The sequence below is a fragment of the Nonlabens sp. genome, from assembly GCF_018401815.1.
Taxonomy (GTDB): Bacteria; Bacteroidota; Bacteroidia; order Flavobacteriales; family Flavobacteriaceae; genus Nonlabens.
The window spans coordinates 228,632-243,825 of sequence record NZ_JAGYKG010000001.1 but is presented as its reverse complement, the minus strand read 5'-3'; the positions used below and the strand labels follow the sequence as shown (position 1 = coordinate 243,825).

Genomic DNA, 15,194 nt, shown 5'->3' with positions numbered 1-15,194 from the left:
CCTGATTTTTTCGGGCACGACTACAATTGAGGTATGAACCAGGGGTAGAACTCCTATAAGATCGTACACGTGGATTTAAACTTACAGTACACAAGTCAAAAACGCTACTATTTAATCGTCGATTTCTTCTTCTAACATTTGATTAGCAAACAGCTCTGCATAATAGCCTTTGTCATTTAAAAGGGATTCATGAGTTCCTCGTTCAATAATAGTGCCCTCATCGAGTACGATAATGTGATCGGCATTTTTGGCACTACTTACACGGTGACTCACTATAATCGTAGTGGTGTTATGAGTGATCTTTTTAAGATTGTTCAAGATGTTCTCCTCTGTTTCCGTGTCTACGGCGCTTAAACAATCGTCAAATAATAAAATTTGAGGTTTTTTAATAATGGCTCTTGCGATGGAGACCCGTTGTTTTTGTCCACCGCTTAGAGTAATACCTCGTTCTCCCAAAACGGTTTCATACCCTTTAGTGAACTCGGCGATGTTTTTATGAACCACAGCATTCTTTGCTGCAGCTACTATTTCTTCTTGGGTGGCATCTTTTTTACCGAAGGCAATATTATTTCCTATAGTATCAGAGAATAAGAAAGCATCTTGAGGTACATAACCTATTGCCGTTCTCAGGTGATTTAAGTTTAAACTATTGATTTCTATACCGTCTATTTTTAAAGAACCAGTATCAATATCGTAAAGCCTACCTATAAGTTCTAAAATAGTCGATTTTCCACTTCCTGTTTTACCGAGAATGGCCAGCGTTTTCCCTACTTCTATTTCAAAAGAAATATCTTTTAAAGCGTGTATATTGGTATCATCATAAGTAAAGTTCACTTTTTCAAAAGTGATCGTTCCTTGAATCGGCGTTGCTGATTCATTGAGATTTTTTATGGTGGGATCAATATCTAAGAACTCGTTGATTCTCTTTTGAGAGGCTTCTGCCTGCTGTATCATATTAGTTACCCAACCTACCACAGCCACTGGCCAGGTAAGCATGTTGACATAGATCAAGAATTCGGGAATGGTCCCTACGTCTATGGTGCCATCGATCACCTGTTTTCCTCCTATGTAGATGACCATAATATTGCTCAAGCCTATCAGGAGCACCATTAATGGAAAGAATAAGGCTTGTATACGGGCAAGGTCGATGTTTTTATCCTTACTGTCATTAGCCACTTTTGTAAACTGCTCTGTCATTTGTGGGGCGAGATTGTATGCCTTGATCACAGAAATTCCACTAAAAGACTCTTGAGATATGGTATTTAAATCAGAAAGATATTCTTGCACTAATGTAGAACGCTTGTTGATCTCTCGACTAATCACGTATATCGCTACGGAAAGTACGGGTAAAGGGATAATCGTATAGATCGCTAGGGTAGGAGCGGTGTCGATCATTGCTGGGATAACAACGGCAAACAATGTCAGCATATTGATGCTGTACATAATCGCTGGTCCCATGTACATACGCACTTTGGAGACATCTTCACTGATGCGATTCATTAAATCTCCTGTGCGATTCTGTTTGTAAAAACCTAATGAAAGTCTTTGATATTGCTGGTATACGATGTTTTTCAGATCGTACTCTAGGTGTCTAGAGACTACGATAATTAATTGTCGCATAATAAAAGTAAGTAGTGCAGCAAGTAAGGTAGTTCCTATAATAATAAAGATGTACCAGGTCAGGTCATCTTGCAGCATCTGTTGATCAGTGATGGTACCTTGATCATAATCATTCAGTAGATTAATAATCTTACCTACGTATTTGGGTAAAAAAAGAGAAAGGATGCGAGATATGATAGTTACAATAATCCCGCCTATAAGTTGCCATTTGTATTTGGCAAAGAGTACATTGAGTTTTTTAAGTTCTTTCATTGACGATCGAATTTCCTTTGGGAAACTATTTTTTATTTGGTTGGTAAATTAAGCATGGTAAATTGTTAAATCCCTAAAATGACGTTATTTTTGCAGGCTTTTTAATAACAAATACAAAAGCGCCTAAACATCTTTTTTATGTCTCAAGAATTTGACTCATTGGATAAATTAATTCATCAGGATCCTGTCTTCGGTCAGGTTTCCTTTGACGATCACGAGCAAATCGTTTTTTGCAACGACAAAGATACAGGATTGAAGGCCATCATCGGTATTCACAACACTGTATTAGGTCCAGCATTAGGGGGTACCCGAATGTGGCACTATGAAAATGAATGGGCGGCGCTTAATGACGTGCTGAGGCTTTCTCGAGGCATGACCTTTAAAAGTGCTATCACTGGATTAAATCTCGGTGGAGGTAAGGCTGTTATTATTGGTGATGCAAAAACTCAAAAAACACCAGAGTTGATGCGTAGGTTTGGAGAATTTGTACATTCTTTAAGTGGTCGTTACATCACGGCTGAAGATGTAGGAATGACTACTGAAGATATGGATACCGTTCGTGAGGTAACCCCTTATGTGACGGGCATCTCTCAAGATAAAGGTGGAGCTGGAAATCCTTCTCCTATCACTGCTTACGGTGTTTTTATGGGAATGAAAGCCGCCGCTCACTTTAAGTATGGAAGCGATGTGCTAGAAGATAAAAAAATCTATGTAGAAGGGATAGGTAATGTAGGAGAAACACTAGTAGAGTATTTGACTCAAGAAGGAGCAGAAGTTGTTATTGCAGACCTCAATCAAGAAAGACTAGAAGAGGTGAGGGATAAATACGGTGCCACTATTTATGGGGGAAACGATTTGTATTCTGAAAACATGGATATTTATGCTCCATGTGCTTTAGGTGCCACGATAAACGATCATACCATTCATAAACTTAAGGCATCCATCATAGCAGGTGCAGCAAATAATCAGCTCGCAGATGAGGTGAAGCACGGGGCTCTTTTACAAAAAAGAGGTATTGTTTACGCACCTGACTTTTTAATAAATGCGGGTGGAATCATCAATGTATATGCAGAGTTGGAAGGTTATGACCGCACAGAAATCATGAGAAAAACAGAGAATATTTACACCACAACTATAGAAATCCTCAATAGAGCTAAAGAATCTGGTGTTACCACACATAAAGCTGCCTTAGAAATTGCTCAGGCCCGTATTGCTGCCAGAAAACACGAACATCAAGGATAGTAGTCCGTTTTAAAACAGTATTTTTGCCTGATTTTTAGAAATAGAATCTAGGTTTTAAGTTAGTATAACTCCGCTTTCGCGAAAGCTACCATACCTCATAGCCCGCTTAAGTAAACAAACAAATCGTTCTTATGCTTACCAGAAGACAGTTACGCATCAAAGTCATGCAAGCAGTTTTTTCTTTTCAACGTCAACGTCCAGACGATCTTAAAGATCTTGAAAAGTTTATCAACTCCAGTATGACGCAATCGTACACCTTGTTCCTTTATATGTTACAATTACTAGTGAAAATTCACGAAGTTGCCGTAGATAAGCATACCAAAAAGCGGCAACGTATTTCTAAAAGTGTAGAGCTCCATCCTTCAAGGCAGTTGATCGATAATAAAATTCTCTTGAAATTGAGAGAAAGTGAGGCTTTAAAAGCCGCCTTACAACAACGCCGCTTAAATCCATGGCACCTGGATTCTAAGTATGTTGAAAACCTTTACAATAAAATTCAAGAAAGTAAAACCTTTGTAGTTTATGCGATGGACGACGAGCCTTCGGTAAAAAAGGATTTAAAATTCTTGACCTACATCTATGAGGATATCATTGCACCTAGCGATGAATTGATGGATTATTTAGAAGATGTCAATATCACGTGGACCGATGACTATCCTTTGATCAACTCGACGATCATTCATTTTTTACGTAAAGTGAAACCAGCAAAGGATGTGGTGCTTCCGCCGCTCTTTAAGGATGATTCAGACGCAAAGTTTACCATGAGTCTTTTTAGAAAAACCATTCTTAATATAGACGAACTTTCTGCCCGTATTGAAGGTAAAACTCCTAATTGGGACACGGAGCGTATCGCTCAAATTGATCTGGTACTCCTGCTTATGGCTCAGGCCGAGTTTCTTTATTTTTCTGATATTCCAGTAAAGGTCACTCTAAATGAATATTTGGAAATCGCAAAAGACTATAGCACCCCTAAGAGCGCGACTTTTATCAATGGAATTCTAGATAATTTATTGAAAGAGTTGGAGAAAAGTGAGGAATTAAATAAAATGGGACGCGGATTGATGTAACCTAGTGTTAATGACATTGGTTGGAATGATGTTTTTAATTACATTTGTTCCACATGTATAAGTAATATTAAATAAAAACAAAATGAAAAAATTAGTTTTAATGCTAGCTGCTGTGGCTACAATGGCTTTAACAAGCTGTAACGAGAAAGCAGAATCAGCAACAATCGATCAAGCAAACCTTACTGCAGCTGCGGCCAATAAGGAAGTTGCGGGTAACTTTCCAGAAATGACTTTTACGGAAACTGAATTTGATTTTGGTACGGTAGAAGAAGGCGTTGTTGTAGAACACGAATACCAGTTTACCAATACGGGTAGTGCTCCACTTATTGTAGTAAACGCAAAAGGATCTTGTGGATGTACGGTTCCTACATGGTCTAAAGAGCCTATAGCTCCAGGTGCTCAAGGTACTATGCTAGTAAAATTTAATACTAACGGAAAGCCAAACGCTCAAACCAAAACGGTAACAATTAAAGCAAATACAGAGTCGGGAACAGAATCGATCCGCATCAAAGGTTTTGTGACACCTAAAGCGAAGCCCGCTGCACCTAACTCCTAAGAAACTGTTTTAATGGACACTAACACCATATTAAATTTTGCTCCTTACTTACTTATTATTGTTGTCTTTTATTTTTTAATAATGAGACCTCAATCAAAAAAACGTAAGGAAGAAAAAGAATTTTCAGACTCACTTAAAGTGGGTTATAAAGTAATCACCACCAGTGGTATTCACGGTAAAGTAAATCAGATCAATGCTGATAAAGGTACTGTGATAATAGAAACCGGAGCTGGTAAGATGACTTTTGAAAGAAGTGCTATTTCAGCAGAGCTTTCTAAGAAACTCAACGAGACAGTGATCACTAAAGAAAATTAAATATAGTACCATGTATTGATAAAGCCCTTGAGAAATTAAGGGCTTTTTTTGTGGGCCATCCTTACATTCCTGCACAGCAGCTGCCTTTTGTACGGCGCGATAGGTGATGCTACTTGAAATGCTTTGCTTATATCAAATTAGAGCGCTTTACAAATGCGGTTCCATCCCAGGAAGTTCTTTCCATCGCTGATTCTCAGCAACCTCTATTAACGTACTGTTTCTTTGCTCTAACAACTTGGTCATGTATTTTTCTAAAAAAAGAAGGTCGGCTAGTTTACCTAAAAGACCTAAAGGAGAAGTGTAGTCAAATATATCTTTCATCAACGTACGACCATTTTCTAGTTTCTCAAAAAAGTGTTCGTGTTTAAAATGTTGAAAGGCTCCTTTTACCAACTCATCTGCAAAATAGTGGTGGGGATCTACATCTGTGATGAGGCTGGTGAGTTCTTGAGTAACTCCTAGGTGCCTGGCACGCCAAGTGACTGTCTCCCCTTTTTCTACCAGTCCTGTCATCCTTCCAGCCACTGCTTTTTCATGAGTGTGTTTTAGAGAGAGCAGGTGCAAATCAATACTTCTTGCTAGATCAAAGACTCTTTCTATAGGCGCATTAATAATTGTTTCTAGCTGTAGTTTTGGCATTAATTTTTTGTTGATAAAATAAGTTTTGATGATCACCTTATACAAAAGTAACGTAAAAACGAGCCTTGGGGCTCGTTTCATGTGTTATAAAGTAATGGGTATTCAGGGTTAAAACCTCCAACCGAAGTTGACTCCACCACGTCCAGTCACTTCGGGTAAATCATATCCTTGTGGATCGCTTGCAAGACCTAAATTACGGCCTAATCCAAATCCTATATCAATAAGAAAGCCACTATCACTCACCCATTTCCATCCGATTCCTACACCTAGAGCAGCTTCGGTATAAGAATCAGTCACATTACGGCCAGGCCCAAAACCATCTCCTCCTTCAAAGTAACTATCCTCAAAGGTAAACACCTTTGCAAATCCTTCTGCATAAAATCCTTTGGCACCATAGTCTTCTTTTGAGAAAAAGTACTGTCGGTAATAAGGCGTGATGCTAAAAGTCTCGTAATAATCAAAACTATCATCATCATCTAAAATCCCAATGTTAAGATCTACTCCTACTCCAGAATATCTTCCCAATACGTATTCATATCTAGGGTTAATTCCTAAACCGGCTATGGCTGCAACAACATCAAGACTGACTTCATGCTTTTTAACTTCGTTGAATGTATTCAGTCGTTTTTGATTATCAGTTTCTTCAAGGGATTCTGATTCTTGGGCAAAAGCAGTAGCTGTTATCAGGAAGGCTGCTACGGCTATTAGGATATTTTTCATATGTGTAGTAACTGTTAGGTTAGTAAGATACCATAAAGATAAATTAGTTGCGTGAAATAGAAAGTTATTTTCTGCAAATTCCAGCTTTTTTATTTTGCAAAAATCCCATTTTGTTGAAAAGCATATTTCTACAAAAAGGTTGAGAAGGGCTATTTTTCACAGTTGTTTTATTACCAAAGATACTTTCTAAATTAGATAAGGAATCGATTTTTTTGTGCAAGCTGATTCAATTGAATAGAACGTCAGTATAGGAATGATGTTTTTGTTTTTAAAATCACATGGTTGTCTTAAATGTGGTGGTTGTTAGGTAAAGAAGAATCTTACCAAGGTCTGTGGGCAAAGTAAGAGCCGCTTTTAAGTTCTCAAGTCACGTTTTTTTATTTGCTGTGCTGCTTACACTACTTTTGAAGGCTACTCAGGTACGTTATAATTATGATTTTCTTGAGCTACAAGTTCGGCAATACGTATAATCACTTCGGTGGCTTTGATCATACTTTCTACAGGGACATATTCATATGGGCCATGAAAATTATGGCCTCCAGCAAAAATATTAGGGCAAGGCAAGCCCATATAACTCAGTTGAGATCCATCGGTGCCACCGCGTATAGGTTTGATTAGTGGGACAATCCCTACATCTTTCATAGCCTGTTCTGCTACATCTATTATATGCATTACTGGGGCTATTTTTTCGCGCATATTATAGTATTGGTCTTTTATAACTATACTAACTGCCTTCCGATCGTATTGTTCATTAAGAGCACTAACTAACCTATGCATCATTTCTTTACGTGCTTCAAAATGTTCTTTATCGTGATCCCTAATAATATAGTGCAATTCTGTTTTCTCAACAGCTCCTTTCATGTCGTGCAAGTGAAAGAAACCTTGGTATTCTTCTGTATGTTCAGGAGTTTCCAGTCGAGGTAGGGCATCTATAAACTCTTGTGCCATATACATGGAGTTGATCATCTTTCCTTTTGCATAGCCAGGGTGAACAATTTTGCCGTAAAAAGTAACTACAGCACCAGCTGCATTAAAGTTTTCATATTCTAATTCGCCTATTTGACTTCCATCCATGGTATACGCCCAGTCGGCACCAAATTTTTCTACATCAAACTTATGCGCACCGCGGCCTATCTCCTCATCAGGAGTAAAACCTACTTTTAAAGTACCGTGTTGGATTTGCGGATTCTCGATCAGGTGTTTCATTGCCGTCATGATTTCTGTTATTCCGGCTTTATCATCTGCTGCAAGAAGGGTTGTTCCATCAGTAGTGACAAGGGTCTGTCCTTTATATTGTTTTAGATCTTCAAAATAATCTGGGGAAAGCACAAGATCAGAACCTTTAAGTGGAATGTCGCCACCGTCGTAATCTTCAATTATTTGTGGTCTGATATTCTTACCGGTAAAGTCTGGAGTGCTATCAAAATGCGATATAAAGCCTATGGTAGGTGTTTTATGATGCACATTAGACGGCAGGGTTGCCATGATGTAGGCATTCTCATCAATAGTTACATCACTCATTCCCATGTCCAAGAGTTCTTGATGTAATTTACGCGCAAGATCCCATTGTTTTTCGCTGCTAGGGGTGGTATCACTAGTTGGATCAGATTCAGTATCTATGCTGATATAACTGATAAAACGTTCAAGTATATCTTGTTTTTTCATGTTTTGTAATTAGTTACGGTAAAGATAGTTATTGGTACCGCTTTCGCGAAAGCAGCATTATTAAAAACATATTGAAATATACTACTATCATCAAGGTAAATAGAGGGTTGGGGAAGTGGTATACAGGTCACTTACCAATTGTTATTATAAATTGACAGCGGATTGTAAGCTCTTTGAAGAGCTGTATTTCTATTGGCTTCAAAAAAGGCCGGGTTGCTGGACCTGAACTCTCTGGCAAATCGATCGTTATTGTTGATAGATAAGTTAACGCCTTTGCGATCGCTTTTAAAACGCAGCCTCCCAAAATCTGTATTGGAGTTAGGGGTGTAAGGTTTGGCTTGTAAGGAGTTCATATCTTGATAAACCGCCATCATATCTATGGTTTGCGCGCCTGGTGTAACAGAAAAACCCGTAGTTGGATTAACGATGTTAGTGCTGTCCAGACTTAAGCTTACATTAATTTGTGGGGCAGGCATTAAAAATAAATTAAAACCTTCTAATTCATTGCCACCCAACTCTTGACCACAAGAAATACTGCTGATTAGGACTAATAAAAAAAGAAAAAGTATTTTTTTCATAGCACTAAAGGTAATTGATAGAGATGGGTTGAACAAAAAAATCGAATTAGATTACTGAAACTGATTTCTTGCTTAAAGTCATGTAGAAAAAGTATTTAAAAGACTGTGTATAAAGACCTTTGGTTACTTAGGTGTTAGTCCTAGACTTTTCCCTTTTTTAATCATGAATTTGTAAGCGGCATCGTGTTCGTTAGGAATCACTCCGTCTAGAATAGAGTCTTTAATAGCCATTTTAATTTGGCCTATCTCTCGACATGGTTTTAAATCAAAGGCTTTCATGATTTCTTCTCCGGTAACTGGTGGTTGGAAATTACGTACATGATCACGTTCTTCTACTTCTACAATTTTATCTCTAACTTGTTGAAAGTTGTGATGATACTGTTGGAACCTACGCGGATTCTTCGTGGTAATATCTGCTTCACACAAAGTCATGAGACTCTCGATGTGTTCTCCAGCATCATGAACCAGTCTTCTTACAGCACTGTCTGTGGCGCTTTCGTCAATTACCGCAATAGGTCTTGAGGACATGCGCACCATTAACTGAACAAATTTCATCTTATCATTTAAAGGCATTTTTAACCTTTTGAAAAGATGGTAGACCATTTTTGAACCTTTGAATTCGTGTCCATGAAAGGTCCAGCCTACTTTTTTACTGAATTTTTTAGTTGGTGCCTTTCCTATATCATGCAGTAATGCCGACCAGCGCAACCACAGGTCATCTGTATTGCGAGAGATGTTGTCTACCACCTCTAGGGTGTGATAGAAATTGTCCTTATGCTTCTGTCCTTCTACTTCTTCAATCCCTTTTAAAGCAATTAATTCGGGTAGGATCAATTGTAGCAATCCTGTTTTTTCTAACAATAAAAAGCCAAAAGAAGGCGTGTCACACATCATGATTTTATGCAGTTCAGTAACGATACGCTCGTTAGAGATGATTTTTAGTCTGTGGGCATTGCGTTTGATACTTTCAAAGGATCCTTCTTCTATTTTAAAGTTGAGTTGTGCAGCAAACCTGATGGCGCGCAACATTCTTAAAGGATCATCGCTATAGGTAATATCTGGGTCTAGAGGTGTGCGTATGATCTTTTTATCGAGATCACCCATTCCGTTGAACGGATCGAGTAAGGCTCCATAACTATTTTTATTTAAGGAAAAAGCCATGGCATTGATGGTAAAATCACGGCGGTTTTGATCATCTTCTAAAGAGCCGTCTTCCACAACGGGTTTGCGGCTTCCTCTATCATAACTTTCCTTACGAGCACCAACAAATTCTAGTTCAAGTTCGTCGGTTTTGAGCATCGCAGTACCAAAATTTTTGAATACAGAAACTTTGGTACTGTGTGGTAAAAGCTCTTCTACTTTTCGGGCAAGTGAAATCCCACTTCCTATCGCAACCACATCGATGTCTTTTTTTTGACCGCGGTTCAAGAAAAAATCCCTGACGTATCCACCTATTACATAAGCAGGGAGGTTAAGTTCTTCTGCTGCTTGACTTAAAGTTCTAAAAACGTTTTCTTGAATGGCCTCAGGATAATGTGTTTTTTGATCCATGCTTACTCGCGTATGATTTTTATAATTCCATTACTGGAAATCTTAATGATAGAAGATGGTTGGATATTTTTATGGACAAGAGGAATGTCCATGACGTGATCTACTCTTGTAAGTAATTCTTCTCCTATATCAGCAAAATGAACAGGAGATTTATGTTTACTCAAATTGGCACTGGTAGAAACGATAGGTTTACGTAATTTTTTAATAATAGACCGGCACAATGGATCGTTAGTTACTCTTACGGCAAGTGTCCCGTCTGGAGCAATTACATTTTCTGCTACGTTTTTAGGTCGGTCGTAGATAATGGTAAGTGGTTTTTTATTCACTTTAAGAACTTCCCATGCCATGTCTGGCACATCTTCTATAATAGAATCCAGCATCTGGAAACTATCTACAAGAACAATAAGAGGTGTAGATATATCACGTCCCTTTATTTTATTTAGCCGTTCAATAGCATCGTAGTTAGTAGCGTCACAACCTAGTCCATAGATAGTGTCTGTAGGGTAAATGATGGTATTCCCTTTTTTCAATTGAGTTACTGCAAGATTGATGGCTTCTCGAGGTAATTCTACTTCGATTTGCTTCTCCTTACTAGGCTTACGACCTCTAACCTGGTCTCTTCTATTTTTATTTCTTTCACTGTATGCCATAGGTTGCAAAATTAACTTTTCTAGATGTATTAGCGGCTTTTTATATGGAACTTAAAACTATTGTTTTTAAATAGAAGTTGAACACCTAACTTTGGCACTTAAATAATTTTATCAGATGCTAGATGTCAGTTGCATATATGTCAATTACAATAGTGCTACCTTTACGGTAGCTGCCATTACATCCCTGCTTGAAAAAACAAATGATACTATTGTTTATGAAATAATAGTAGTGGACAATGGTTCCACCTATCAGGATTATGAAGTGCTGAAAAATTCACTTAAGCAATTGAAGTCTAGTACCATTAAGATATACCGAAGTAGGATCAATACTGGTTTTGGAGCGGGTAACATGTTAGGAGTTAATTTTGCTTCTCCTTCTAAGTATTACGCATTTATTAATAATGACACCTTATTTACTCAAGAAAACACACTCTTTGATTTAAAATTATTCATGGATAGTACGCCAGATGCTGGCGTATGTGGACCGCAAATGATGAGCGAGAACGGAGATAGAATTTCTTCTATAGACCATCATGCTACTCTTCTGCGGCAGTTGTTAAAAAGAGACTTTATGGAGTCTATCAATCCTGTAAAGTATCCTAAACGTAAAAAAGTGTATACGGAACCAATAAGCTGTGGGTATGTACCAGGCAGTTTTATGTTTGTAAAAGCAAGCTCTTTTAATGAAGTAGGAGGATTTGATACCGCATTATTTTTATATTATGAAGAAAGCGATTTGTGCAGACGTATTTCTACTAGCTTAGGGGAGAAAACTTATCATTATCCAAATCAAGCTTATATTCATTACCAAGGAAAATCTACAGAGAAAAATATAGATATAAAAATAGAACAAAAACTATCTCTCTTGTACCTTATTAAAAAACATCACGGCCGAATCGCCCATGGTTTTCTTCTTTACTTTTACACGATCAAATATTTACTGACCAGCCCATTCAGTTCCAAAAAGCGAAAATTGTTTACTGCTTTACTTAAGGGGGGGGCTTTAAATCAATCCTTGCGCTGCAAGCAAGTTCTTCAAGAAAAATAGCTTATAAGTATTGATCCACACCTTTGTTGGCATAAGTAGTGCCAGAACGTTCCATTTGTTTTTCTATCTCCAGATTTAAATGCACTTGGCTTTTGTCTTGTTCCTTATGGTAGATATGATAAACAATGCCTTTATGTTTGATACGCTTGCCTTGAACACCATTGTTGATCATGCGTTGTATGAGTTCGCTGTCGTCAATTCCCCATCCAACTAACTCTTCATTAAAACCATTTACAGCAATAAAGTCTGCACGCCAAAAGGACATATTGCAGCCTCGCAGTTTACTAGATCTTTTTGATTCTCTTTTTGCTCTGTTAGCTATGAAAGGAATGCGAAGCGTTCTATTGCGTTTTTTAATACCTGTAGAGAAGTAATTAAAATCGATTTGTTTAGTTTTAAATAAGCTTTCTAGATGGTTCTCTTGAATATTGACACGGCTACCGAAAAGGTAAACGCCTTCTTCAGCCATAGAAAGATGATCCTCAACAAAATTCTTATGTAAAATAATATCACCATCGATCTCTAGAATATAATCATACTTTGCCTTTGAGATTGCTTTATTCATGATAGCTGGCTTGCGATTGCCTTGATCTTCATGCCAGACATGGATAAGGGGAACTGGAAAATCTTTTTGATATCTTTTAATCAATTCTAGCGTCTTTTCTGTAGAGCCATCGTCTGCAATGATCACCTCGTCGGGCAATACACGTTGTCTTTTAACGCTCAATAGCAGTAATTCTAGCGCTTCAGGCCAGTTGTAAGTAGGGGTTACTAGGGAACAAGTTATAGACATTTGAAAAATATAATATGGATCTAATGCAATATTAAGTAATTCTGTCCATTTGCTGGTTTTTCCGTTTCTTTGCAATCTGTAAACGATGAAAATAATATGAGTAAAGAAAATTTGGTAAGCAATACGCTTTCGCGAAAGCGGTTTCAAGAAATACTCCATTTATTCCATCAATCCACCCAGCAATTAGGAGATGATCGCAATATAATAAAAATTGTGACCTATGATAATCAACAACTGGTAGTTAAATCCTTCAAAACACCTAATTTTATTAATAAGATCGCCTACAGGTTTTTTAGAAAATCAAAGGCTGCCAGGTCTTATTACAACGCGCAACATCTAGTAAAAAACAATATAGGAACCCCTATGCCTATTGCCTATTTTGAGCAATTCAGTGGGGTAGGCTTGCAGGCGAGTTACTATGTCAGCGCTTATGTAGCGCACGATTTTACCTACCGAGAGATTACGAACGATGAGGCGTTACAAGATAAAGTGACTATATTGCAGCAGTTTTCAAAGTTTATGTATGACATGCATGACGCTGGAATTTATTTTATGGATCACTCTCCAGGAAATACCCTCATAAAGAAGCGAGATGGTCATTATTACTTTTTTTTAGTAGATCTCAATAGGATGAAGTTTTATAATATACCTTATGAGGATCGACTTAAAAACTTTGAACGCCTGTCTCCTAAAAAATGGATGTATGAAGTTATGGGAACAGCTTATGCTAGACTTTCTGATGAAGACGCTCATACGACTATAGATACCATGTGGAAATACACACAGAATTTTCAAGAGGCTTTTCATAGGAAAAAACGTTTAAAGAAAAGAATAAAAAAAATATTGTAATATGAAATTGAAAGAATGGCCGTCGTCTTTGTACAATAGTTGGAGATTGAACAAAGTGAAGGGTGAAGAATTAATAGATAGGAATGTTCCTGAGATTGATGCAATCGTCTCGCTTACTTCAATTCCATCTAGATTAGAAACCATTCACATCACGCTTAAAAGTGTTTTGCTACAAGACTGTAAACCGAAAAAAATAGTTCTCTGGTTGCACAAAGATTTAGAAGGTCACTTGCCAGAAACTTTGACTTCTTTAACTCAAAGTTTATTAGAGATACGTTATTCAGATTATACGTTTAGTCATAGAAAATTAATTCACAGTGTAAAAGCATTTCCGCAAGATATGATTATTACTGTAGATGATGATGTCATCTATCATCCTTCAACATTATCAAAACTGTATGAGGCTGCGATTAAAAATCCAAGTAAAGTTACTTCACACAGAGGCCGTAATATATCATTTGATAAAGAAGGAAAAGTACTTCCTTATCCACAATGGAAGTACGCTACTAAAGAAACTGCCGATGATAACTGGTTCATGCCTATTGGTGCATTTACAGTTGCATATCCACCTAATGTCTTAAGCAATCAAGTTACAGATTTGGAGACATTCATGAGAATAACTCCTAAAAACGACGATCCTTGGTTTAAAGTGATGGCACTTTTAAATGGAAATAATAGTGTGCCATCAGGATATGACCTTCCTGAACCTATACCTATTTCAGGAACCCAAAAAATATCGCTTAAGAAAATAAACGTTGATAGAGACTATAATCGAACTCAAATGGAAAATATTCTTAATGAATTCCCTGAACTGAGAAAGTTAATCAATACCTCTGCGCAACAACCATAGTTTTACGTACCTCATAAAAATCCCGTAACTTCTCAAATAGGCAATAGAAAAACCTACAAAACCATCTAGGAAGCCGAGTTGAATGACGTAATGTTTGAAAAACCCCCAAAAAGGTTTAACAACAACATGAAATAAAGTTATTTTCCCTACTTTTTTATCAAAATCGCGGGCTTGCAGGCTGGCATAGCGTTGTAGTTTATTTACATGATGATCAATACTAACGTATTTGTAATGCAATAATTTATTTTCTAACCAGCCTATTGTTCCATCTGCTTCAATTTCAGAATGCACATGTTTGTCTACGTATTTACAATGTGACTTTTTAAATAGGCGTATTACCTTATCGTTTTTCCATCCGCTATAACGCACCTGCTTTCCCATAAAGAAATTACGTCTTCCCATCCAGTATCCTGCGTGGCCATTAGCCGTTAAGTTAGGGATCAACTGGATAATTTCTTCTTTTAATGCGGGGGTAACTCGTTCGTCGGCATCTACCAATAGGATCCATTCATGAGTCGCTTGGGGTATTGCCCAGTTTTTTTGGGAGGCGCTGTGAATGTATTCTCTAGAAAGTAATTTATCAAAATAGGGTTGCGCTAGCGTTACGGTATTATCAGTGCTATTGCTATCTACTAATATAATTTCGTCACAAAAATCCACGCTTTTTAGAACCTCAACAATATTGTGGGCTTCATTATAGGCTGGTATTATAGCGGTGATGGGGTATTTTAACATTATGGCAGCTAATCTACATGATAATAATCAAACAGTAGCAAAAATAACTTTGTTATCTTAAATA

The 15,194-nt window shown here is 37.4% G+C and carries 17 protein-coding genes; 7 read left to right on the top strand and 10 right to left on the bottom strand.

The window, feature by feature from the left end; genetic code table 11:
- Window positions 1-111: 111 nt before the first annotated feature.
- The gene (locus tag KG732_RS01190; protein WP_213520421.1) at window positions 112-1,872 is read right to left on the bottom strand and encodes an ABC transporter ATP-binding protein; all 1,761 of its coding nucleotides are present in this window, start codon (window positions 1,870-1,872) and stop codon (window positions 112-114) included.
- Window positions 1,873-2,010: 138 nt separating this feature from the next.
- On the opposite strand from KG732_RS01190, the gene KG732_RS01185 reads away from it, so the two are divergent.
- From KG732_RS01185 to yajC, 4 genes are all read left to right on the top strand, one after another.
- Window positions 2,011-3,114 carry a Glu/Leu/Phe/Val dehydrogenase gene (locus tag KG732_RS01185; RefSeq protein ID WP_292891552.1) on the top strand — a complete coding sequence of 368 codons (1,104 nt, stop codon included), beginning with the start codon at window positions 2,011-2,013 and terminating at the stop codon, window positions 3,112-3,114.
- Between the two features lie 131 nt (window positions 3,115-3,245).
- A complete protein-coding gene (nusB, locus tag KG732_RS01180; RefSeq protein ID WP_213520418.1) occupies window positions 3,246-4,181 on the top strand; it encodes a transcription antitermination factor NusB in 936 nt (311 codons plus the stop codon).
- An 82-nt stretch (window positions 4,182-4,263) separates the two neighbouring features.
- Window positions 4,264-4,737, top strand: coding sequence for a DUF1573 domain-containing protein (locus KG732_RS01175; protein ID WP_213520416.1), 474 nt, complete (start codon window positions 4,264-4,266; stop codon window positions 4,735-4,737).
- 12 nt (window positions 4,738-4,749) lie between these two features.
- Window positions 4,750-5,052 carry a preprotein translocase subunit YajC gene (yajC, locus tag KG732_RS01170; protein ID WP_213520414.1) on the top strand — a complete coding sequence of 101 codons (303 nt, stop codon included), beginning with the start codon at window positions 4,750-4,752 and terminating at the stop codon, window positions 5,050-5,052.
- Between the two features lie 147 nt (window positions 5,053-5,199).
- Here yajC and KG732_RS01165 read toward each other — a convergent pair whose 3' ends face one another.
- From KG732_RS01165 to KG732_RS01140, 7 genes are all read right to left on the bottom strand, one after another.
- Entirely contained in the window at window positions 5,200-5,691 is a 492-nt protein-coding gene (locus KG732_RS01165; RefSeq protein ID WP_213520412.1) for an SRPBCC family protein, read from the bottom strand.
- Window positions 5,692-5,799: 108 nt separating this feature from the next.
- Entirely contained in the window at window positions 5,800-6,411 is a 612-nt protein-coding gene (locus KG732_RS01160; RefSeq protein WP_213520410.1) for a hypothetical protein, read from the bottom strand.
- A 411-nt stretch (window positions 6,412-6,822) separates the two neighbouring features.
- Entirely contained in the window at window positions 6,823-8,076 is a 1,254-nt protein-coding gene (gene pepT / locus KG732_RS01155) for a peptidase T (protein WP_213520408.1), read from the bottom strand.
- Window positions 8,073-8,207 (bottom strand): hypothetical protein, encoded by a 135-nt coding sequence (locus KG732_RS13010; RefSeq protein ID WP_300980263.1) that lies wholly within the window; start codon window positions 8,205-8,207, stop codon window positions 8,073-8,075. The genes pepT and KG732_RS13010 overlap by 4 nt, the downstream gene beginning before the upstream one ends.
- On the bottom strand, window positions 8,208-8,654 hold the full coding sequence (locus tag KG732_RS01150) for a hypothetical protein (protein WP_213520406.1): 447 nt from the start codon (window positions 8,652-8,654) through the stop codon (window positions 8,208-8,210).
- Window positions 8,655-8,777: 123 nt separating this feature from the next.
- Window positions 8,778-10,205 (bottom strand): HD domain-containing protein, encoded by a 1,428-nt coding sequence (locus KG732_RS01145; RefSeq protein ID WP_213520404.1) that lies wholly within the window; start codon window positions 10,203-10,205, stop codon window positions 8,778-8,780.
- Window positions 10,206-10,207: 2 nt separating this feature from the next.
- Entirely contained in the window at window positions 10,208-10,855 is a 648-nt protein-coding gene (locus tag KG732_RS01140) for an L-threonylcarbamoyladenylate synthase (RefSeq protein WP_292891565.1), read from the bottom strand.
- Window positions 10,856-10,970: 115 nt separating this feature from the next.
- Here KG732_RS01140 and KG732_RS01135 point away from each other — a divergent pair, with 115 nt between their 5' ends.
- Window positions 10,971-11,903, top strand: coding sequence for a glycosyltransferase family 2 protein (locus KG732_RS01135; protein WP_213520400.1), 933 nt, complete (start codon window positions 10,971-10,973; stop codon window positions 11,901-11,903).
- Between the two features lies 1 nt (window position 11,904).
- Here the strand turns inward: KG732_RS01135 and KG732_RS01130 are convergent, their stop codons facing one another.
- Window positions 11,905-12,696, bottom strand: coding sequence for a glycosyltransferase family 2 protein (locus tag KG732_RS01130; RefSeq protein WP_213520398.1), 792 nt, complete (start codon window positions 12,694-12,696; stop codon window positions 11,905-11,907).
- Between the two features lie 96 nt (window positions 12,697-12,792).
- Here KG732_RS01130 and KG732_RS01125 point away from each other — a divergent pair, with 96 nt between their 5' ends.
- The gene (locus KG732_RS01125; protein ID WP_213520396.1) at window positions 12,793-13,545 is read left to right on the top strand and encodes a Kdo domain containing protein; all 753 of its coding nucleotides are present in this window, start codon (window positions 12,793-12,795) and stop codon (window positions 13,543-13,545) included.
- Window position 13,546: 1 nt separating this feature from the next.
- The gene (locus KG732_RS01120; protein ID WP_213520394.1) at window positions 13,547-14,395 is read left to right on the top strand and encodes a glycosyl transferase; all 849 of its coding nucleotides are present in this window, start codon (window positions 13,547-13,549) and stop codon (window positions 14,393-14,395) included.
- On the opposite strand, the gene KG732_RS01115 is transcribed toward KG732_RS01120, so the two are convergent.
- The gene (locus KG732_RS01115) at window positions 14,366-15,130 is read right to left on the bottom strand and encodes a glycosyltransferase family 2 protein (protein ID WP_213520392.1); all 765 of its coding nucleotides are present in this window, start codon (window positions 15,128-15,130) and stop codon (window positions 14,366-14,368) included. The two genes, KG732_RS01120 and KG732_RS01115, sit on opposite strands and share 30 nt — an antisense overlap.
- Window positions 15,131-15,194 lie beyond the last annotated feature (64 nt).